21 protein-coding genes and 1 other RNA gene are annotated in these 20,890 nt (G+C 57.4%); 15 read left to right on the forward strand and 7 right to left on the reverse strand.

The annotated features are described in order from the left end of the window. Nucleotides 1–8 precede the first annotated feature (8 nt). The gene (locus OTG14_RS00730; protein WP_248272971.1) at nucleotides 9–1,055 is read right to left on the reverse strand and encodes a PLP-dependent cysteine synthase family protein; all 1,047 of its coding nucleotides are present in this window, start codon (nucleotides 1,053–1,055) and stop codon (nucleotides 9–11) included. Between the two features lie 115 nt (nucleotides 1,056–1,170). On the opposite strand from OTG14_RS00730, the gene OTG14_RS00735 reads away from it, so the two are divergent. The 5 genes from OTG14_RS00735 to amtB all read left to right on the forward strand — a co-directional run bounded on the left by OTG14_RS00735 (nucleotide 1,171) and on the right by amtB (nucleotide 7,090). After that, entirely contained in the window at nucleotides 1,171–1,629 is a 459-nt protein-coding gene (locus OTG14_RS00735) for an Lrp/AsnC family transcriptional regulator (RefSeq protein ID WP_023310581.1), read from the forward strand. A 30-nt stretch (nucleotides 1,630–1,659) separates the two neighbouring features. Further along, nucleotides 1,660–3,432 carry a SmdA family multidrug ABC transporter permease/ATP-binding protein gene (locus OTG14_RS00740; protein WP_148769736.1) on the forward strand — a complete coding sequence of 591 codons (1,773 nt, stop codon included), beginning with the start codon at nucleotides 1,660–1,662 and terminating at the stop codon, nucleotides 3,430–3,432. Further along, complete coding sequence (locus OTG14_RS00745; protein ID WP_267214445.1) at nucleotides 3,425–5,206, forward strand: SmdB family multidrug efflux ABC transporter permease/ATP-binding protein; 1,782 nt, start codon at nucleotides 3,425–3,427, stop codon at nucleotides 5,204–5,206. The genes OTG14_RS00740 and OTG14_RS00745 overlap by 8 nt, the downstream gene beginning before the upstream one ends. Before the next feature lie 220 nt (nucleotides 5,207–5,426). Beyond that, complete coding sequence (gene glnK, locus OTG14_RS00750; protein ID WP_008503304.1) at nucleotides 5,427–5,765, forward strand: P-II family nitrogen regulator; 339 nt, start codon at nucleotides 5,427–5,429, stop codon at nucleotides 5,763–5,765. Between the two features lie 35 nt (nucleotides 5,766–5,800). Beyond that, the gene (amtB, locus tag OTG14_RS00755) at nucleotides 5,801–7,090 is read left to right on the forward strand and encodes an ammonium transporter AmtB (RefSeq protein ID WP_061715867.1); all 1,290 of its coding nucleotides are present in this window, start codon (nucleotides 5,801–5,803) and stop codon (nucleotides 7,088–7,090) included. Between the two features lie 190 nt (nucleotides 7,091–7,280). On the opposite strand, the gene tesB is transcribed toward amtB, so the two are convergent. Continuing rightward, on the reverse strand, nucleotides 7,281–8,141 hold the full coding sequence (gene tesB, locus OTG14_RS00760; RefSeq protein WP_024906832.1) for an acyl-CoA thioesterase II: 861 nt from the start codon (nucleotides 8,139–8,141) through the stop codon (nucleotides 7,281–7,283). A gap of 200 nt (nucleotides 8,142–8,341) precedes the next feature. Here tesB and OTG14_RS00765 point away from each other — a divergent pair, with 200 nt between their 5' ends. Beyond that, nucleotides 8,342–8,869, forward strand: coding sequence for a YbaY family lipoprotein (locus OTG14_RS00765; protein WP_024906833.1), 528 nt, complete (start codon nucleotides 8,342–8,344; stop codon nucleotides 8,867–8,869). 30 nt (nucleotides 8,870–8,899) lie between these two features. Here OTG14_RS00765 and OTG14_RS00770 read toward each other — a convergent pair whose 3' ends face one another. Further along, nucleotides 8,900–9,211: an MGMT family protein gene (locus tag OTG14_RS00770; RefSeq protein ID WP_483413893.1), complete on the reverse strand. Its 312-nt coding sequence runs from the start codon at nucleotides 9,209–9,211 to the stop codon at nucleotides 8,900–8,902. A 170-nt stretch (nucleotides 9,212–9,381) separates the two neighbouring features. Between OTG14_RS00770 and ffs the strand changes: the two genes are divergently transcribed. The 3 genes from ffs (at nucleotide 9,382) to OTG14_RS00785 (ending at nucleotide 10,203) form a co-directional block, all read left to right on the forward strand. After that, an RNA gene (gene ffs, locus OTG14_RS00775) (signal recognition particle sRNA small type) lies at nucleotides 9,382–9,478 on the forward strand. 261 nt (nucleotides 9,479–9,739) lie between these two features. Beyond that, nucleotides 9,740–9,991: a hypothetical protein gene (locus OTG14_RS00780; RefSeq protein WP_023310587.1), complete on the forward strand. Its 252-nt coding sequence runs from the start codon at nucleotides 9,740–9,742 to the stop codon at nucleotides 9,989–9,991. Next, entirely contained in the window at nucleotides 9,988–10,203 is a 216-nt protein-coding gene (locus OTG14_RS00785; RefSeq protein WP_008503298.1) for a hypothetical protein, read from the forward strand. The genes OTG14_RS00780 and OTG14_RS00785 overlap by 4 nt, the downstream gene beginning before the upstream one ends. 83 nt (nucleotides 10,204–10,286) lie before the next feature. Here OTG14_RS00785 and yczR read toward each other — a convergent pair whose 3' ends face one another. Continuing rightward, nucleotides 10,287–11,708: a MocR-like transcription factor YczR gene (gene yczR, locus OTG14_RS00790; protein ID WP_032646174.1), complete on the reverse strand. Its 1,422-nt coding sequence runs from the start codon at nucleotides 11,706–11,708 to the stop codon at nucleotides 10,287–10,289. Between the two features lie 86 nt (nucleotides 11,709–11,794). On the opposite strand from yczR, the gene yczE reads away from it, so the two are divergent. The 3 genes from yczE to OTG14_RS00805 all read left to right on the forward strand — a co-directional run bounded on the left by yczE (nucleotide 11,795) and on the right by OTG14_RS00805 (nucleotide 16,747). Next, entirely contained in the window at nucleotides 11,795–12,406 is a 612-nt protein-coding gene (yczE, locus tag OTG14_RS00795) for a membrane protein YczE (protein WP_024906836.1), read from the forward strand. Nucleotides 12,407–12,484: 78 nt separating this feature from the next. Beyond that, nucleotides 12,485–13,555, forward strand: coding sequence for a LacI family DNA-binding transcriptional regulator (locus OTG14_RS00800; protein ID WP_248272967.1), 1,071 nt, complete (start codon nucleotides 12,485–12,487; stop codon nucleotides 13,553–13,555). 102 nt (nucleotides 13,556–13,657) lie between these two features. Then, nucleotides 13,658–16,747 carry a beta-galactosidase gene (locus OTG14_RS00805; protein WP_267214446.1) on the forward strand — a complete coding sequence of 1,030 codons (3,090 nt, stop codon included), beginning with the start codon at nucleotides 13,658–13,660 and terminating at the stop codon, nucleotides 16,745–16,747. 38 nt (nucleotides 16,748–16,785) lie between these two features. On the opposite strand, the gene OTG14_RS00810 is transcribed toward OTG14_RS00805, so the two are convergent. Continuing rightward, nucleotides 16,786–17,589 carry a nickel/cobalt efflux protein RcnA gene (locus OTG14_RS00810; protein ID WP_267214447.1) on the reverse strand — a complete coding sequence of 268 codons (804 nt, stop codon included), beginning with the start codon at nucleotides 17,587–17,589 and terminating at the stop codon, nucleotides 16,786–16,788. Between the two features lie 133 nt (nucleotides 17,590–17,722). Here OTG14_RS00810 and OTG14_RS00815 point away from each other — a divergent pair, with 133 nt between their 5' ends. Then, entirely contained in the window at nucleotides 17,723–17,995 is a 273-nt protein-coding gene (locus tag OTG14_RS00815) for a metal/formaldehyde-sensitive transcriptional repressor (RefSeq protein ID WP_024906840.1), read from the forward strand. On the opposite strand, the gene OTG14_RS00820 is transcribed toward OTG14_RS00815, so the two are convergent. After that, the gene (locus OTG14_RS00820; protein WP_267214448.1) at nucleotides 17,988–19,553 is read right to left on the reverse strand and encodes an EAL domain-containing protein; all 1,566 of its coding nucleotides are present in this window, start codon (nucleotides 19,551–19,553) and stop codon (nucleotides 17,988–17,990) included. The genes OTG14_RS00815 and OTG14_RS00820 overlap by 8 nt on opposite strands. Nucleotides 19,554–19,772: 219 nt before the next feature. On the opposite strand from OTG14_RS00820, the gene OTG14_RS00825 reads away from it, so the two are divergent. Continuing rightward, nucleotides 19,773–20,033, forward strand: coding sequence for a type B 50S ribosomal protein L31 (locus OTG14_RS00825; RefSeq protein ID WP_006176933.1), 261 nt, complete (start codon nucleotides 19,773–19,775; stop codon nucleotides 20,031–20,033). Nucleotides 20,034–20,035: 2 nt separating this feature from the next. After that, entirely contained in the window at nucleotides 20,036–20,176 is a 141-nt protein-coding gene (gene ykgO / locus OTG14_RS00830; protein ID WP_003859006.1) for a type B 50S ribosomal protein L36, read from the forward strand. Here ykgO and OTG14_RS00835 read toward each other — a convergent pair. Then, entirely contained in the window at nucleotides 20,173–20,883 is a 711-nt protein-coding gene (locus tag OTG14_RS00835) for a GNAT family N-acetyltransferase (RefSeq protein ID WP_248272964.1), read from the reverse strand. The two genes, ykgO and OTG14_RS00835, sit on opposite strands and share 4 nt — an antisense overlap. Between the last annotated feature and the right edge of the window lie 7 nt (nucleotides 20,884–20,890).

Raw genomic sequence — 20,890 nt, forward strand, 5'->3', positions numbered from 1 at the left:
GCTTTTTTTTATTTCACAAGCTGCACAATCTGCGCTTTCCATGGCGTGATGTCGCCAATGTTGGCCTGCACCCACTCCGCGTTGTAGTAGGTCTCAAGATAACGCTCGCCGCTGTCACACAGCAGCGTGACGATGGAACCGGTGCGACCCGCTTCGCGCATGCGTGCGGCAAGCTGCAGCGCGCCCCACATATTTGTGCCCGTGGAGGCACCCACCTTGCGGCCCAGCTGCGTTTCCAGCCAGTGCGCCGTTGCCACGCTGGCGGCATCCGGCACGCGCATCATCTCGTCCACCACGTCGGGGATGAAAGAGGGCTCCACGCGCGGGCGGCCAATCCCTTCAATTTTACTGCCCACCGGGCTGCGCAGACCGGCATCGCGGTTTTGCCAGTAGTCGAGGAACACGGAGTTCTGCGGGTCAACCACCATCAGCTGGGTATCGTAGCCCTGACAGCGGATATAGCGTCCGATCGTGGCTGAGGTGCCGCCGGTACCGGCGCTCATGACAATATACGACGGAACCGGATGCGGTTCGTGGGTCATCTGGCGGAAGATACTGTCGGCAATGTTGTTATTGCCGCGCCAGTCCGTTGCGCGCTCGGCGAAGGTGAACTGGTCCATGTAGTGGCCGTTCAGCTCGCGGGCCAGCATTTCAGAGGCGGCGTAGATTTCGCAGGCGCTTTCCACAAAGTGGCAGCGACCGCCGTAAAATTCGATCTGCTCGATTTTGCGTTTTGCGGTGCATGACGGCATCACCGCGATAAACGGCAGGCCCAGCAGTCGGGCAAAATAGGCTTCGGACACCGCCGTTGAACCGGATGAGGATTCTATGATGGTGGTGCCTTCTTTGATCCAGCCGTTACACAAACCGTATAAAAACAGCGAGCGCGCCAGGCGATGCTTCAGGCTACCGGTAGGATGGGTGCTTTCGTCTTTCAGATAGAGCTGAATGCCGTCAAATCCCGGCAGGGAAAGGCGAATCAGGTGCGTATCCGCCGAGCGCTGATAGTCGGCATTGATTTCGCTGATCGCATGTTTAACCCAGGTGCTATTCATCGTCGTTATCCGTTTGTCATTTTGTGCCTAGCATAGCGAAAAGCACAGAAAAAATTGTTGCTATCTGGCCTTTAAAATAGAATGAAGGGAGAAAAATTTTCTCTGTGAGGTGGGTATGCTAGATAAAATTGACCGCAAGCTCCTTTCATTGCTGCAAAATGACTGTACCCTCTCTTTGCAGGCGCTGGCAGATGCCGTTAATCTGACCACCACCCCGTGCTGGAAGCGTCTTAAGAAGCTGGAAGATGACGGCATTCTTCTGGGGCGCGTCGCGTTATTAGATCCCGAAAAGCTGGGGCTTGGGCTGACGGCATTTGTGTTGATTAAAACCCAGCATCACAGCAGCGAGTGGTATTGCCGCTTCGTCACTCAGGTGTCTGAGATGCCCGAGGTGCTCGGTTTCTGGCGCATGGCCGGCGAGTACGATTACCTGATGCGCGTCCAGGTGGCCGACATGAAGCGCTATGATGACTTCTACAAGCGGCTGGTGAACAGCGTGCCGGGGTTATCGGACGTCACCTCAAGTTTCGCCATGGAACAGATTAAATACACCACAGCATTACCTATTGAATAACTTCGTAAAATACCTTCAGGAACAAACCGCGTGCGATTATTTGCCCAATTAAGCTGGTACTTTCGTCGGGAGTGGCAACGCTACCTCGGTGCAGTAGCCCTGCTTATTATCATTGCCATCCTGCAGCTGATCCCGCCGAAAGTGGTGGGGTACGTCGTGGATGGCGTCACCGAACAGCATTACACCACCGCACGGGTGTTGATGTGGGTCGGCACGCTGGTGCTGACGGCGGTCATCGTTTATCTTCTGCGCTACGTCTGGCGCGTGCTGCTGTTTGGTGCGTCCTATCAGCTGGCCGTTGAGCTGCGTGAAGATTTTTACCGCCAGCTGAGCCGACAGCATCCTGAATTTTATCTGCGCCACCGTACCGGGGATCTCATCGCCCGCGCCACTAACGATGTCGATCGCGTGGTCTTTGCCGCCGGGGAAGGGGTGCTGACGCTGGTGGACTCGCTGGTGATGGGCTGTGCGGTGCTGATCGTGATGTCCACGCAGATCAGCTGGCAGTTGACCCTGCTCGCTCTTCTGCCGATGCCGATCATGGCGCTGGCGATCAATCGCTATGGTGAACAGCTGCACGAGCGCTTTAAGCTGGCGCAGGCGGCGTTTTCGTCTCTGAACGATCGCACCCAGGAGAGCATGACCAGCATTCGCATGATCAAAGCGTTTGGCCTGGAAGACCGGCAGTCTGCGCTGTTTGCGGCCGATGCGGCGGACACGGGAGCGAAAAACATGCGCGTTGCGCGTATTGACGCCCGCTTCGACCCGACGATCTATATCGCGATTGGCATGGCGAACCTTTTGGCGATTGGCGGCGGCAGCTGGATGGTGGTGCAGGGCACGTTGACCCTGGGGCAATTAACCAGCTTTGCGATGTATCTGGGGCTCATGATCTGGCCGATGCTGGCGCTGGCCTGGATGTTTAACATCGTGGAGCGCGGCAGCGCCGCCTATAGCCGCATTCGCGCCATGCTGGCCGAAGCACCTGTGGTCGTTGACGGCAGCGACGCGGTACCGGAAGGGCGCGGCGTCATGACCGTCGACGTCCGGCAGTTTATCTATCCGCATACGGAGAATCCGGTACTGGAGAACGTCAGCTTTACCCTACAGCCGGGCCAGATGCTGGGCATCTGCGGCCCGACGGGATCCGGCAAAAGTACCGTGCTGTCGCTGCTCCAGCGCCACTTTGACGTCACCGAGGGTGATATCCGCTTCCACGATATTCCCCTGACCAGGCTACTGCTGGATGAGTGGCGTGGTCGCCTGGCGGTCGTCAGCCAGACGCCGTTTTTATTTTCGGACACCGTGGCGAACAACATTGCCCTTGGACGTCCGTCGGCGACGCAGGAAGAGATTGAACATGTGGCGCGTTTGGCCAGTGTGCATGAGGATATTTTGCGCCTGCCGCAGGGCTACGAAACGGAAGTTGGGGAACGCGGCGTCATGCTGTCCGGGGGACAAAAACAGCGTATCTCCATTGCCCGGGCGCTGCTGCTGAATGCGGAAATCCTGATCCTGGATGATGCGCTTTCTGCCGTGGATGGCCGTACCGAGCACGAGATCCTGCATAACCTGCGTCAGTGGGGCGACGGACGCACGGTGATTATCAGCGCCCACCGTTTGTCAGCGCTCACCGAAGCCAGCGAAATTCTGGTCTTACAACACGGGCACATTGCCCAGCGCGGGCAGCATGAAACGCTGGCCGAGCAGCCGGGCTGGTATCGCGATATGTACCGCTATCAACAGCTTGAAGCGGCGCTGGACGATGCGCCGGAGCAGGATGAGGAGGCCGCCAATGCGTAAGCTCGGAACGATGTGGCCAACGCTCAAACGTCTGCTGGCCTATGGCTCGCCGTGGCGTAAACCGCTCTCGGTGGCCGTGCTTTTGCTCTGGATTGCAGCAATTGCCGAGGTGAGCGGTCCGCTGCTCATCAGCTATTTTATCGACAACATGGTCGCCAAAAGCTTTCTACCGCTGGGTCTGGTGGCGGGTTTAGGCGTGGCCTACGTCGGCTTACAGCTGACGGCGGCAGGGTTGCACTATGCTCAGTCGCTGCTGTTTAACCGTGCAGCCGTGGGCGTTGTACAGCAGCTGCGTACGGACGTGATGGACGCGGCGCTTCGCCAGCCGCTCAGCGAGTTTGATATCCAGCCGGTCGGGCAGGTGATTTCGCGCGTGACCAACGATACCGAGGTGATCCGCGATCTGTACGTTACCGTGGTCGCGACGGTATTACGCAGCGCGGCGCTGATTGGCGCGATGCTGGTGGCGATGTTCAGCCTCGACTGGCGCATGGCGCTCGTGGCGATCACCATCTTCCCGGCGGTGCTGATTGTTATGGTGATTTACCAGCGCTACAGCACGCCGATTGTGCGACGGGTGCGCGCTTACCTGGCCGACATCAATGATGGCTTCAACGAAGTGATCAACGGCATGAGCGTGATCCAGCAGTTCCGCCAGCAGGCGCGCTTTGGCGAACGCATGGGCGAAGCCAGCCGTTCGCACTATATGGCGCGTATGCAGACGCTGCGCCTGGACGGTTTCCTGCTGCGACCGCTGCTGAGCCTTTTCTCGGCGCTGGTGCTGTGTGGGCTGCTGATGCTCTTTGGCCTGAGCTCAAACGGTACGATTGAAGTGGGCGTGCTGTACGCTTTTATTAGCTATCTGGGACGCCTCAACGAGCCGCTGATCGAGCTCACTACGCAGCAATCGATGCTGCAACAGGCGGTCGTCGCCGGTGAGCGCGTCTTTGAGCTGATGGACAGGCCGCGTCAGGCCTACGGCAATGATGAGCGACCTCTGCAAAGCGGGGCTATCGCCTTTGATAACGTCTCGTTTGCCTATCGCGAAGACCGTCTGGTGTTGCAGGACATCACTCTTGACGTTCCGTCGCGCGGTTTTGTGGCGCTGGTGGGGCATACCGGCAGTGGTAAGAGCACGCTTGCCAGCCTGTTGATGGGCTATTACCCGGTCACGCAAGGTGAAATCCGCCTCGACGGACGCCCGCTTGCGTCTCTTAGCCACACCGTGTTACGCAAAGGCGTTGCGATGGTGCAGCAGGATCCGGTCGTTCTGGCCGATACCTTCTACGCCAACGTGACCCTGGGGCGAGACTACACCCAGGAGCAGGTCTGGGACGTGCTGGAAAAAGTGCAGCTGGCAGAGCTGGCGCGCGGGTTCAGCGACGGGATCAATACGAAGCTGGGCGAGCAGGGGAACAATCTCTCAGTCGGGCAAAAGCAGCTTCTGGCACTGGCGCGGGTGCTGATTGAAACGCCGCAGATACTGATTCTGGATGAAGCGACGGCCAGCATTGACTCCGGCACCGAGCAGGCTATCCAGCAGGCGCTGGCCGCGGTACGCGATCATACGACGCTGGTGGTGATTGCCCACCGCCTTTCCACCGTCGTCGATGCGGATACCATTCTGGTGCTGCATCGCGGACAGGCCGTTGAACGCGGTACGCACCGTGAGCTGCTGGAAGCAAAAGGGCGCTACTGGCAGATGTACCAGCTGCAGCTGGCGGGCGAAGAGCTGGCCGCCAGCGTGCGTGATGAAGAGTCGCTTAGCGCCTGATGCACTAAAATGAGGCGGCGCGCTAACAGTCATTCCTGTTGGTGCAAAACTGAAACGCACCCTGCACCGGCATGGTGCGTTTTTTTTCACCCGGGCGTTTAACAGAACCGTGTAACGCTCATCACACCGTTGTTCCCCTTCGTTTTCATTTCTGGCACACCCCTTGCAATACCTTCTGCGTAAGCTGCGGCCATTACCGAATTCTGACTGGAGGGGATCTATGAAGCTGGTTACGGTTGTAATCAAACCATTCAAACTCGAAGACGTGCGCGAAGCGTTGTCTTCAATGGGTATTCAGGGACTGACTGTCACCGAAGTGAAAGGCTTTGGTCGTCAGAAGGGTCATGCCGAGCTTTATCGCGGGGCGGAATACAGCGTTAACTTTCTGCCAAAAGTAAAAATTGATGTCGCGATTGCTGACGATCAGCTTGACGAAGTCATTGATGTCATTAGCAAAGCGGCCTATACCGGCAAAATTGGCGACGGCAAAATTTTCGTTGCCGAACTGCAGCGCGTCATTCGCATTCGTACCGGCGAATCTGACGAAGCGGCTCTGTAATTAACGCCTGGCACACAGTGATAGGGATCGAGAAAATGAAGATAGCAACACTTAAAACGGGTCTGGGTTCGCTGGCACTGCTGCCGGGCCTGGCGCTGGCTGCTACCCCTGCGGTGGTCGACAAAGCCGATAACGCCTTTATGATGATCAGCACCGCGCTGGTGCTGTTCATGTCCATTCCGGGCATTGCGCTGTTCTACGGCGGCCTGATCCGTGGCAAAAACGTTCTCTCCATGCTGACGCAGGTTGCCGTGACGTTCGCACTGGTCTGCGTGCTGTGGGTGGTTTACGGTTACTCGCTGGCGTTCGGCACGGGCAACGCGTTCTTTGGTAACTTCGACTGGGTGATGCTGAAAAATATTGAGCTGACCGCGCTGATGGGCAGCTTCTATCAGTATATTCACGTGGCGTTCCAGGGCTCCTTCGCCTGTATTACCGTCGGGCTGATTGTGGGCGCGCTCGCCGAGCGTATTCGTTTCTCTGCGGTCCTGATCTTCGTGGTGGTCTGGCTGACGCTCTCCTATGTGCCGATTGCGCACATGGTCTGGGGTGGCGGTCTGCTGGCAACGCACGGTGCGCTGGACTTCGCGGGCGGTACCGTTGTTCACATCAACGCCGCGGTAGCGGGTCTGGTGGGTGCCTACCTGATTGGCAAACGCGTGGGCTTCGGTAAAGAAGCGTTTAAACCGCACAACCTGCCGATGGTCTTTACCGGTACGGCTATCCTCTACTTTGGCTGGTTTGGCTTCAACGCCGGCTCAGCGAGTGCAGCAAACGAAATCGCCGCGCTGGCCTTCGTGAACACCGTTGTGGCCACGGCGGGTGCAATCCTCTCCTGGGTATTTGGCGAGTGGGCGGTACGCGGTAAACCTTCTCTGCTGGGTGCCTGTTCGGGTGCCATTGCCGGTCTGGTTGGCATCACGCCTGCGTGTGGTTATGTCGGTGTGGGCGGTGCGCTGCTGGTCGGCCTGGTGTCCGGTCTGGCGGGGCTGTGGGGCGTGACCGCACTGAAACGTCTGCTGCGCGTGGATGACCCTTGCGACGTATTTGGCGTCCACGGCGTGTGCGGTATCGTCGGCTGTATCATGACCGGTATCTTCGCGGCGAAATCGCTGGGTGGTGTGGGCTACGCTGAAGGCGTCACCATGGTTCATCAGCTTCTGGTGCAGCTGGAAAGTATTGCTATCACCGTGGTGTGGTCTGCCGTTGTCGCTTTCATTGGCTACAAACTGGCGGATATGACCGTCGGTCTGCGTGTCCCTGAAGAGCAGGAACGTGAAGGTCTGGACGTCAACAGCCACGGCGAGAATGCGTATAACGCCTAATAAACAGCAAAACGGCAACCTGAGGTTGCCGTTTTTAGTGTTTGTTCCCTCTCCCCGTGGGAGAGGGCCAGGGTGAGGGCATCAGGCCGCACAAGGTAAAAGCAAAACGGCAACCTGAGGTTGCCGTTTTTAGTGTGTATTCCCTCTCCCCGTCGGGAGGGGCAGGGTGAGGGCATCAGGCCGCACATAATCACCCGCGATTACGCATTACCCCTTCCTGCACCGTTGAAGCGACCAGCACGCCGTCCTGGGTGTAAAACTCCCCACGCACAAACCCGCGAGCGCTCGACGCCGACGTACTCTCCACGCTGTAGAGCAGCCACTCATTCATGTTGAAGGGACGGTGGAACCACATCGAGTGATCGATCGTCGCTACCTGCATTCCTTTTTCGAGGAAGCCGACGCCGTGCGGCTGCAGCGCCACCGGCAGGAAGTTGAAATCTGACGCATAGCCCAGCAGATACTGATGCACTCGGAAATCTTCCGGCACGGTGCCGTTAGCCCGGATCCACACCTGGCGCTTTGGCTCGGCGGTGTGGCCCTTCATCGGGTTATGGAACTCAACCGGGCGGATCTCCAGCGGTTTATCGCAGAGAAACTTTTCTTTGACCTGAGGCGGAAGCAGATGCGCCAGCGCACGGGCGATATCCGTTTCCGATTTGAGATCGTCTGGCGCGGGTGCCGGCGGCATCACTTTCTGGTGTTCATACCCGGGCTCCGGCGCCTGGAAAGAGGCGGTCATGTAAAAGATCGGCTTGCCGTTCTGAATGGCCGCGACGCGGCGCGCGCTGAAGCTGTTGCCGTCTCTCAGGACCTCAACGTCATACACGATCGGTTTCGCGCTATCGCCAGGGCGTAAGAAGTAGCTGTGGAACGAATGCACCAGACGGTCTGCCGGGACAGTCTCCTTTGCAGCGTACAGCGCTTGTCCAACGACTTGCCCCCCGAAGACCTGGCGTAAGCCGAGATCTTCGCTCTGTCCGCGAAAGAGTCCTTCCTCAATTTTTTCCAGATTCAGTAATGTCAGCAGATTGTTCAGTGCCTGACTCATAGTTGTCCTCAATAAACGCCGTAGCGAAAGATAGGCTGAGTATAACGCAGAAATGAAAGTGGTCCGATGGGTAGAATAATCTGAATATCAGGATGATTTCAGGCATTAATCAGTGAGTTGTGCCACACTTAACTACGTTATGTGATTGAAACGACATCGGATGGGATCGATCCCGCTGGTGCATTGATAAGGAGACTTCAATGAAACTCGTGCCCATGCTAAGTGGTGTAGCTATTGCGGTGGCGTTGTCCGCCTGTGCCGGTAAGAGCGCCCAGGTGCCAGTGCCAGCAGCAGACCCGAACGGGATTAATACTCTTTCGCAGCAATCCATTCAGCAGCCTAACGTTTCCGGTACCATCTGGATTAAACAGAGAGTTGCGCTGCCGCCGGATGCGGTATTAACCGTGACGCTGTCTGATGCTTCCCTGGCCGACGCACCGTCGAAAGTCGTGGCTCAGCGTGCCGTTCGTACTGAAGGCAAGCAGGCGCCGTTTAGCTTCGTGTTGCCGTATAACCCGTCGGACGTGCAGCCTAATGCCCGTATCCTGCTGAGCGCAGCGGTAACCATTAACGGTAAGCTGGTCTTCATTACCGATACGGTCCAGGAAGCGATTAACAACGGTGGGACCAAAATCGACCTGAACCTGGTGCCGGTGCAGCAGACCGAAGTGCCGGTCGCGCCGCAGACCAATCAGCCGTCCCTGCCAACCCCACCAACTCAGATGTAATGTGTATCCCCCTCTCCTCCGGGAGAGGGGTCAGTAGACCCAGCGAAACTTTTGCAAGTCGATCTGACCCGACCCTGACACCTGCACCCCCTCTGAAAGTAACGCCTGACGCTGACGCTGGAGATCCGGCCCGGTGAGCGAAATGGTGCCATGACGATTTACTACCCGATGCCAGGGCAACGTACTGCCTTCCGGCAGCCGTTTCAGGACGCCTCCAACCTGTCGCGCCGCGCGCGGTGAACCGGCCAGGCGTGCGACATCACCATAGGTGGTGACATAGCCTTCCGGAATTGAGGCAACGATTTGCCATACGCGCTTTGGAAAGGAGTCGTGTTCGTCCATACCTTCACCTGTGGGGAGTTTCTGGAAAGCTATGGTAAACCAGGATCTTCATGATTGCTGCGCCTGTTTGCGCAAGAAACCAGCATCCGGTTCCTGGCGGCTTGCAATTGGGCCCTCGCACAGGGATAATGCGCCAGCGCGTTGGTTATCAACGCTCTCAATGGGGGCTCTGTTGGTTCTCCCGCAACGCTACTCTGTTCACCAGGTCAGGTCCGGAAGGAAGCAGCCAGGGCAGACGACGTGTGTGCCGGGATGTAGCTGGCAGGGCCCCCACCCATTTCTGCCCTCATAAGATCTTCCTGCTTTACCTCTCCCTTTAAACCGCTATCCCGCAATAATATTATGCCTATATCGTGTAATATATATTTCATCCCGCTGAAATATTATTGTCATAAACCTGTAATAATAGACTGTCATTTTATAATTGGACGGTTATTTTCTTCCATAACTCAAAAAAATATATATCTGGATAAGATTGTTAACTTCGTGTATTAAATAAAGTACTTATTCCGAAGGGAAGTGACAAACATGGCTACAGCGGTATTAAACGTTAAGATTGATGATGCGCTGAAAGAAAGACTTCGCCACTATGCGGAAGTGAATAACGAGAATTTAAGCGTGACGACAGAGAAACTGCTGCTGCTGGCGTTCGAAGCAGTAGAAGAGGCGGGAGTATCGGAAGAGGATATTGATAATCAGCACACGGAAGAAGAGAGTGTTTCTCCTTTTACTCCTAAAGAAATCAAAGCTCTACGCAAACTTCTGAAGAAGAGAAAATGAAACAACAACTGTCAACTGCCAGTGACTACAAAGAGGCCTGCGATCTGTTGCGTTCAGGCTACGTGAAGCATGTACGTCTTGGCTGGAATGTCGGAAGTGATGAGTTCTTTCGTATTGCGTCTGACTGGTGTGATACCGGCGCAAAAATAAAGAAAGACGGTGAAAACTTCGTTATTTCACTGAAAGGTTTTCCTATTCCTGCTCAGCATTAACTCCTGACTAGTGAAAACTGCTGACTGTATCCGTGACAGTCAGCAGTTTTTATTTTTTATGATCTGCTTCAAAAATTTTAATATTAGATCACGCTGCGTTTTAACGATGGCACGTTTTTATTCAGGGCGAGCCATAGCGGTTTAATCCTCAGCAACGCCTGTTCAAGCTCTGTCGATTCGAGCGAGAAGGGCATCCGTAAATAGCGGTCAAATGCGCCAGATAAACCAAACCGCGTACCGGTTCCCAGATTGATCCCCAGAATTTCAGCCCGCGCGGCAAGCTGTGTCGCCAGCATGCCCGGCAGCTCAATCCAGTAAGAGAGCCCGCCTTCCGCTTCATGGAATTTCCAGTCCGGGAAATGTTCGCGCAACAGTTCACCGCATCGATCGCGTCGTTCCGCCAGCATCTTCCGGCGCGCGGGCAGAAAGGTCTCGCTGTTGTTAATGAGCCACAGCATCGCCAGCTGTTCCAGCAGCGGCGAGCCTAAATCCAGAGTATCCCGCGTCTGGGCAAGCGTGGCGATCGTGCGCGAGGAGGCGCGGATCCAGCCAAGACGCAGCCCTCCCCAGAAACTTTTTCCGGCAGAACCTAAGGTGATGACGGTGGCCTGTGGATTAAAAGCGGCCAGCGGTGGCGGGGGAGGCGCGTCAAACCAGAGATCCACCATTGTTTCATCCACCACCAGCGCCGTGCGGGTTTGGGCAGCAATATCCGTGATGGCCCGACGGGTCGCGATATCCATACAGCGCCCGGTGGGGTTATGAAAATCTGGCATCAGATACGCCAGGCGAGGCGCCGTCTGGGCAAGCGTTGCCGCGAAGCCATCCGTATCCCAGCCGGTTTCCGGTAGCGACACCCCCACGGGCCGACACTGCGCACCCTGAATGGCGGCAATCGCCAGCGGATAGGTGGGGTGATCGACCACGACGCGATCCCCCGGCCCGGTCATCATCCGCAACACCAGCGCGAAGCCGCTGACGGCGCCATTGACAACCATCACTTCGTCTGCCCGGGTAGGAAGACCCCGCGCGGTATAGCGCGCAGCGATGGCCTCCCGCAGCGTCGGCAGCCCAAGCTGATCGTAGCCCGTCAGCGAGAGGTGCTGCGTAATGGCCGTGAGCGCATGGGCATAAGCCTGATGGATCTCCGGCCCGGCATTGAGGGCAGCAGTGGAAAGATCCAGTGCGGCACTTGCCGCTGAAAGGGTGGGAACGGCGCGCGTATCCGGGAGGAGCACGCGTGACCCGCTGCCGTGGCGGCTTTCAAGATAACCCTCTTCTCGCAGGTGGGCGAGGGCGCTGCTGATGGTGGTCCGGCTCACGTCCAGCGCGGAGGCCAGCTCACGCTCGCCCGGTAGCCGTGTATTCAGCGCCAGACGTCCATCAAGGATTAACAGACGCAGCGCGTCGGCCAGCTGTCGCCAGAGCGGGGTACGGGATGAGGCTTGCTGCCAGTGGCCTAAAAGGCGTACCAGAGACTGGCTTCCGAAGCGACGTGATGACATATGCAGTCCACTATTTGAAAACTGGACATTAATCATAGTGCCATTTTAGGTCAGGATGAAAGCCTGGTTCACTGGAGAAGATAAAAATGGTACGTCGTCTGCTACAACTCTATGTCGGTTTAGGACTGTATGGCCTTTCCACCGCAATGTTTATTCGTTCCGATTTGGGTGTCGATCCCTGGGATGTTTTTCACCTTGGGGTGGGGATGCAGCTGGGGATGACGATCGGGACGGTGATCATTGTGACCGGCGCTGCGGTGCTGCTGCTGTGGATCCCCCTGCGCCAGATGCCGGGCCTGGGCACCATCAGCAACGTGATTTGTATCGGTCTGGCGGCGGACGCCAGCATGGCACTTATTCCGGAACTGGATTCGTTACCTGTTCGCATCGCTTTCCTGGTGTCGGGTATCGTAATGAACGCGATTGCGACCAGCATGTACATTGGCGCAGGTTTTGGCCCTGGCCCACGCGACGGTCTGATGACCGGCATTCATGCCCGTCTGGGGTGGTCCATTCGCAGCGTGCGCACCTCAATTGAAGTGTCCGTCCTGCTGATTGGGTGCGTGCTTGGCGGCACGTTTGGGGTGGGAACCGTACTGTATGCCCTGACCATTGGCCCGCTTATTCAACTCTGTCTGCCCTGGTTCCGCCAGAAGCCGCGCATTGAGGAAATACCCCAGCCGGAGCGGGTTGTCTAATTTTGCGAAGCGCTCACATGTTTTAACGGCGTCGCTGTGCCACAATAATGGGCCACGACTCACGCGATGCCACAATGCATGAAAGCGATCACTCTCTATGATGTCGCCCTCCTTGCGGGGGTTTCTTATCAGACCGTCTCTCGCGTCATTAACGACGCGGAGCATGTCTCTGCCCGCACGCGGGAAAAGGTGCAGCAGGCGATGGCGGAGCTGCACTACGTACCTAACCTGCGGGCACAGCAGCTGGCGGGTAAACGCACCCGCACGCTGGGACTCATCACCACCGATCTGGCCCTGCATGCGCCCTCGCAAATCGTGTCGGCGGTAAAATCCCGGGCGGCGGAACAGGGGGCGAGTGTCCTTATCTCCATGGTGGAGCAGCCGCAGCAGTGTCAGGCCGCGCTTCAGGCGCTGCTGGCACAGCGGGTGGAGGCGCTGCTGGTAAATGTGCCGCTTGACGATCCTGACGCCGAAGCGCTCAGGGCGCTGGCGTCGCCTGTTCCGGTGCTGTTCCTTGATGTCTCGCTTTCAGCACAGGTAAACAGCCTCGTGTTTAACGCCGGGCAGGGCGCGCATCTGGGCGTTGAGCATCTGCTTTCTCTGGGGCATCAGCGCATTGCGCTGCTGAGCGGGCCGGAGAGCTCGGTCTCTGCTCGGGCGCGTCTGGCAGGATGGAAAGCGGCTCTGGCCCGGGCGGGGCTTGAAGCCGCTGCGGTGGCCTGCGGTGACTGGAGCGCGGCCAGCGGTTATGAGAAAGGGCATGTGCTGCTGTCAGGTAGCGCATTGCCGGATGCCATTCTGGTGGCGAACGATCAGATGGCGCTCGGGGTGATGCGCGCCTGCGCGGAAAAAGGGGTAGCGGTTCCGGGCCAGATATCGGTAGTTGGGTTCGACGATACGGCTGACAGCGCCTGGTTTTCTCCGCCGCTGACGACCATTCGCCAGGCGTTTCGCGAGGCGGGCGAGCGCAGCGTGGAGTGGCTGCTGGCCCCCACCGAAGGCGAGACGTGCTGGCAGGTTCAACTGCCGGTAACGCTGGTTACCCGTCATTCCACCGCGCGCCGCGCGACGCAGCAGGCCGAACGCGAGGATCTGGCGCAGCAGCTCAGAAGTCTGGCACTCCTGGCCGAGCAGCTTGCCCGCAAATAAAACTTTGTGATCGGACTCGCTACCCTGCGATTGGGCGCTTTACCGTCGCAGAGTGCCAGGGCATGTTAACCAAAATTGTGAGCGCTTCGCAAAGAGGTTGATATGTCTCATACATCTTCGCTGACCCTCAGCGACATCCTGGCCCGTCGGGACTGGGAAAACCCCGGCGTTACCCAGTGGAACCGTCTGGCCGCACACGCGCCGTTGCACAGCTGGCGTAATGAATCTTCTGCCAGAGATGACGCTGGTTCCCTCAGCAGGCGCTCCCTCAACGGGATCTGGCGGTTTAGCTACTTTTCAGCGCCGGAGCAGGTTCCTCAGGCATGGGTAACAGAAGATTGCGCGGATGCCATTGCGATGCCCGTGCCGTCTAACTGGCAGATGCAGGGGTTCGACACGCCCATCTATACCAATGTCACCTACCCGATCCCCGCCAACCCGCCTTTTGTGCCGCAGGAAAACCCGACCGGTTGTTACTCGCTCACATTCGATGTGGATGACGCCTGGCTGCAGAGCGGGCAAACCCGAATTATTTTTGATGGCGTGAACTCTGCGTTCCATCTGTGGTGCAACGGGCAGTGGATAGGCTATTCCCAGGACAGTCGATTGCCCGCCGAATTTGACCTCTCGGCGGCATTACGCCCCGGGCAGAACCGCCTGGCGGTCATGGTCTTGCGCTGGTGCGACGGCAGCTATCTGGAAGATCAGGACATGTGGCGCATGAGCGGCATTTTCCGCGATGTCTCCCTGCTGCATAAGCCGGAGACGCACATTGCGGATTATCATGTGGTTACCGATCTGAATGCGGAGCTGGACCGCGCGGCGCTGAAAGTCGAGGTCGCGCTAACAGGCGCTGACTACGCGGAGTGCGACGTGGCGATAACGCTGTGGCGCAACGGTGAACGCTGTGGCGGCACCACCCAACGGTCAGGCTCTGCCATTGTGGATGAACGCGGCAACTGGGCCGAGCGGTTAACGGCGGCCATCCCGGTTACAGCCCCCGCGTTATGGAGTGCGGAAACCCCGGAACTCTATCGCCTGACGATTGTGCTTTTGGATGCGCAGGGCAGCGTGCTGGAGACGGAAGCGTGCGATGTCGGCTTCCGCCGGGTTGACATCAGCAACGGCCTGCTGAAGCTCAACGGAAAACCGCTGCTGATCCGCGGGGTTAACCGGCACGAGCATCATCCGGAAAACGGCCAGGTGATGGACGAAGCGACGATGCGTCGCGATATCGAGATCATGAAGCAGCACAACTTCAACGCCGTGCGCTGCTCGCACTACCCGAACCATCCGCTGTGGTACCGGCTTTGCGATCGCTATGGGCTGTACGTTGTTGACGAAGCCAACATCGAAACCCACGGCATGGTGCCGATGAGCCGCCTCGCTGACGATCCGCGCTGGCTGCCCGCCATGAGCGAGCGCGTGACCCGCATGATGCAGCGCGATCGTAATCATCCCTCAATTATCATCTGGTCGCTGGGCAATGAGTCCGGGCACGGTGCAAACCACGACGCGCTGTATCGCTGGGTGAAATCCACGGATCCGACGCGTCCGGTGCAGTATGAAGGCGGCGGCGCGAACACGGCGGCGACGGATATTGTCTGTCCGATGTATGCCCGGGTCGATCAGGATCAGCCGTTCCCGGCAGTGCCTAAATGGTCAATCAAGAAATGGATCGGCATGCCGGATGAAACCCGCCCGCTGATCCTCTGCGAATACGCCCATGCGATGGGGAACAGCTTCGGCGGGTTCGCGAAATACTGGCAGGCGTTTCGCAGCCACCCTCGGTTGCAGGGGGGATTTGTCTGGGACTGGGTCGATCAGGCTCTGACGAAGCAAGATGAAGAGGGCAATACGTTCTGGGCATACGGCGGGGATTTTGGCGATAAGCCGAACGATCGACAGTTCTGTCTTAACGGGCTGGTGTTCCCCGATCGCACGCCGCACCCGGCGCTGTACGAGGCGCAGCGCGCCCAGCAGTTCTTTACCTTTACGCGGGTTAGCACCTCTCCGCTGGTGATTGAGGTGCAAAGCGGCTACCTGTTCCGCCACACCGATAACGAAGTGCTGAACTGGACGGTTGCCCGGGACGGGGAGGTGCTGGCTTCGGGCGAGGTGACGCTGGCGATAGCCCCTGGAGGCGCTCAGCGTCTGGAGATCGCTCTGCCAGAATTGAAAGCCGAGCCGGGGGAAGTCTGGCTGAATGTTGAAGTACGCCAGCCGCGGGCAACGCCGTGGTCACCGGCAGACCATCGCTGCGCGTGGGATCAGTGGCCGCTTCCCGCTCCACTCTTTATTGCTCCGCCAGTCCCGGCGGGCGAGCCGCCGGTGTTAAGGCAAAGCGATCGCATCCTGGAGATCGCGCATGGTCAACAGCGCTGGCAGTTCGATCGCGCATCCGGAAACCTGACCCAATGGTGGCGAAATGGCGTTGAAACGCTGCTTTCACCTCTGACGGATAACGTCAGCCGTGCGCCGCTGGACAACGACATTGGCGTGAGTGAAGCGACGCAGATCGATCCGAATGCCTGGGTTGAACGCTGGAAAGCGGCGGGCATGTACGATCTCACTTTACGCGTTTTGCGCTGTGAGGCAGAGCAGCATGCGGGCGAAGTCGTGGTCACCACCCTCCACGTCGGGGAGTATCATGGCAAAACGCTGTTCCTGAGCCGTAAAGTCTGGCGGGTGGACGATCGGGGCGATCTGCACGGCGATATTCAGGTCGATATGGCGTCTGATATTCCGGAACCTGCACGGATTGGCCTGAGCGTTCATCTCGCCGAAACGCCGGAATATGTTTCCTGGCTGGGGCTGGGGCCGCATGAAAACTACCCGGACAGAAAGCTGGCGGCACAGCATGGGCGCTGGACATTACCCCTGGTGGAGATGCACACGCCGTATATCTTCCCGACGGAAAATGGTTTGCGCTGCGATACCCGCGAACTTGTGCTGGGAACGCATCAGCTGAATGGCAGGTTCCATTTCTCGGTGAGCCGCTACAGCCAGCAGCAGCTGCGGGAGACAACCCATCATCATCTGCTGCGGGAAGAGCCGGGGTGCTGGCTCAACCTCGATGCGTTCCATATGGGCGTGGGCGGCGACGATTCCTGGAGCCCCAGCGTTTCACCGGAATTCATTCTGCAGAAACGCCAGCTTCGCTACACCTTTAGCTGGCAGCAAAATCCTTAACTGACCAGGGGAGGCGGCCACAGGGCGTGGCCGTGGGCTTACGCCAGAATGCCGCTCAGACCGTGCAGGCTCATATAAATCCCTACCATGGTAATCAGCGCTGCGGAGATCCATGGCGCTTTACGGGAAAATTCGCTAAATTCGGGCCAGCGTTTTGTCGCATGTTTGAGGCTTAAGGCGGCAATCGCGCCGGAAGCGACCAGGGTTAACGCCAGACCAATACTGAAGCTGAACACCAGCGTCGCGCCGAGGGCAAAATGCTTCAGCTGCAGGCAGATCAGCAAAACGGTGATGGAGGCCGGGCAGGGGATAAGCCCGCCGGTCAGGCCGAACATGACGATCTGTCCGGTGGTGACGTTTTGACCGCTGAAGCGGCGGTTAATATCCTGCGCGTGCGCGCGCTGGTGGGCATCCTGCCACTCCTCTTCAACCAGCGGGTGTTCGTGATGGTGATGATCATGATGATGATGATCGTGATGATGATGGTGATGATCGTGTGGCTGGCTCTCTTTCCAGGTTCGCCACGCCATCCACAGGGCGATCGCAACGATCAACACCCCGGAGATCAGCTGGAACCAGGGTTCGGACGTATGCGCATCCCAGCCCCGACCAAACCATAATCCCGCCATAGCAACGAGCCAGACCACCGCCGTATGGGAGAGCGTGGCCGCCAGGCCGAGCAGTACCGCCTGTTTCAGCGTGCCGCGGATGGCCACGATAAAAGCGGCCATCATGGTCTTTGAGTGGCCCGGTTCCAGGCCATGCAGCGCACCGAGCAGGATGGCGCTGGGAACAAACAGCCAGGCATTACCCTGCTGCAGGAGTGAAGCAAAATCGGTCATGGGGGATTCCGGCGTGGAAAATGTCTGCAAATACTACTCCCCCCCAGTAGGGTAATACTACCCCCCAGTAGAAAAATACTCAGGGGGAGTAGAGCGTGTTATGCTTTAAAAGCCAAAAATAAGGGATAAAGAGATGTCACATACCGTTCGCGACAAGAAAATGTTACTGACTCGCCTGAAGAAAATTCAGGGCCAGAGTAACGCCCTGGAGAAAATGCTCAACAGCGATCACGAATGCGCCGAGGTGTTACAGCAGCTGGCGGCGATCCGCGGGGCGGTCAACGGCATGATGATGCAGGTGATCGAAGGGCATTTAACCGATCATGTGGTGAAAGAACCTGAAGAAGCGCAGCGTGAAGCCGATCTTGGCGTGGTGCTGCAGGTGATCAAATCCTATCTTAAGTAGAATGCGTGCCGAGGTTATTCTCTGCCCAAAGGATAAATTCCATTTTCGGCAGCGCTTTGCTGTAGTACCAGCCCTGTCCGTACTGCACGCCGTGCTGGTGCAGCCAGGCGAGCTGACCGGCGGTCTCGACGCCTTCCGCAACCATCGCCAGCTGCAGCGACTTCGCCATTTCAATAATGTGCGGCGTCACGTTTTTGTACTCCAGCGCATCCACGAACGATTTATCAATTTTTAGCGTGTCGACATCCAGATCCTGCAGGTAGCTCAGGCTGGAATAGCCCGTACCAAAATCATCTATATAGACAGGGTGCCCCGAACGACGGAATGCGGCGATAGCCGGCGCGCTGATTTTTGGATCGGCAAAGCCGCGCTCGGTGACCTCAAGGGCGATTTGGCTCGGGTGGACCTTCCATTTGTTCAGCAAGTGACTCATCAGCGGTGGCAGCGTGCCGGAGGTTAAATCGGCGGGGGCGAGGTTGATGGAGATATGCTGATCGGGGTGAAGGTGCAGCCAGTTGCCCATATCCTCGAACACTTTTTCGATAACGAGCTGCGTCAGCTGGGAGATAAGCCCGGTTTGCTCGGCAAGAGGAATAAAAATATCAGGCGAGAGGCTGCTTCCGTCCGGCTGCGGCCAGCGCGTCAGCGCTTCTGCGCCGACAATTTTTCCGCTACACAGCGCCACGATGGGCTGATAGTGAACCACAAAATCGCGGCTGTTAATGGCGTCGAGCAGGCGGTTGCGCGGCGACTGAATGCGACGCAGTATCCGCAGGACAAAGAGCGCGGCAAGCAGGCTTATCAGGACGCCGAAGGGGAGCCATAAAAGCAGCTGCCGGTGCCAGGTTTCCGCCAGCGGTTTGAGCGTAGCCCATGCGACAACGGTAAACCCCAGTTCTGGTACAGGCTTCATAACGTACATTGAACCGTCGTACTGTATGCTGGTCATCTCCTGACCTTTGATCATGTCACGGATATGCGGATCGAGTGTATTGCTGCTGGCGAAGATACGGTGTGTTGTGCTTCCAACAAGGGCTGCATCAATCGCTATCTCGCCGAAAGGGATGACATCCACCAGTGAGGCCGGATCGACCAGGACAAGGTAATGACCTTGCCCCAGCACCGCCATGTAGCGATGAAACCCAAGATCGTTTTGCGTGGTCAGCCATGCGCTGTAACCGTCTTCGGTAATGCGCATCGGCGGGGGGAAAGGGGCCGCATGGCTGGTTTGCTCAAGAGAGGAGCAGAGCGGCCTGAGGTTGTCGATATAAATCACTTCCTGAACGTATCGCCACGAGAAAGCGACCCGTCGCATCTCCCTTAACTGCAACGGGCTGCACGGCACGCCCTCAAAGGCCTGCAGATGATTAAGCGCTTCTTTCGCCTGATCCACGACCTTGTCGGTGCGTATCAGCACACGTGAGGCATAGTTTTCCAGCGCATCGACAAATTTATCTTCCGCCTGGCGATGGGCCAGCCAGATGCTCAGGCAAATGGGGACCAGCACGGAAAAGATAAGTACGCCAGTCACCAGACTGACCAGATGTCGGGTTTTCATGCTGTCGTGTCCTTCCTCGTATACCCGTTCCTGAGCACTGAGTTCCCTGCCTGAAGAGAAAGATTTTACCGCGAAATGATATAGTTATAGCACGTGGATGGCCTGGTTTTCATTTTATCTCAGGTAAACCAGAAAATATCGTCAGAAGGAAGGGGTTGTTTTTAGAACCTGTCCTGGATATTATTTTGTTATGTTATAACAAAACATAAAGGATTGACGATGAAACCCAATATCCATCCAGCCTATCGCACCGTGGTCTTCCACGACACCAGCGCGAATGAATACTTCAAGGTTGGCTCAACCATTAAGACCGACCGCGAAATTGAACTCGACGGTGAAACATATCCGTATATCACCATCGAGGTTTCTTCAAAATCGCACCCGTTTTATACCGGTAAGCAGAAAACGTTCTCCACGGACGGTAGCGCAGCGCGCTTCCGCAAGCGTTTTGGCGGCTTTCTCAATGCGAAGCGGGGCTAACCATGCAGGTACTTAACTCATTACGCAGTGCAAAGCAGCGTCACCCGGATTGCCAGATAGTCAAACGCAAGGGACGCTTATACGTGATTTGCAAATCCAATCCGCGCTTTAAGGCGGTTCAGGGACGTAAAAAAAGACGCTAGACGCGCGTTTCTCGCCAGCTTTCCAGGGATCTTTTCTGTTTGCCATCGGCAGTAAAATTGTCGGTGGCAAGCCAGCGTTCAAAGGCGTTCGCCAGCGTCGGCCACTCTTTATCGAGAATCGAAAACCAGTCGGTATCCCGGTTGTGGCCTTTTATCACCAGCGCCTGGCGAAAGCGCCCCTCAAACTGAAAACCCAGGCGCAGGGCGGCTTTGCGGGAAGGTTCGTTCAGGCTATTGCACTTCCACTCATAACGCCGGTAGCCCAGGGTATCGAACACATACCGCATCAGCAGATATTGCGCCTCTGTCGACATTGGCGTGCGGCTTAACAGGGGAGAGAAGTGAACGTGCCCCACTTCCACGACCCCGTTTTTAGGATCGATCCGCATCAGAGACAGCGTTCCAACGGGGGACTGAGTCCGGTTATCCATCACGGTAAAGTGGATGGGATCGGATAACTCACTTACGCTCGCCACCCATTCGGCAAACTCCTCTGCGGTGGCATCGGGTTCACGCAGTAGCCACGTCCAGCTGCGGGTATCTTCGGCCAGGGAATACGCAGAGAACAGCGCCTGGGCATGCTCCACGCGCAGCGGCTCAAGCCGACAATAGTGACCCTGAAGGACCACCCGGGACGGGTGCTGACGGGGTTGCCAGTCGGTAAGCGCTTCGCCCACCGGCTGTCCGAACTGATTGAATGTCTTCATCTTAATT

It is taken from the genome of Enterobacter pseudoroggenkampii, from assembly GCF_026420145.1.
GTDB lineage: Bacteria > Pseudomonadota > Gammaproteobacteria > Enterobacterales > Enterobacteriaceae > Enterobacter > Enterobacter pseudoroggenkampii.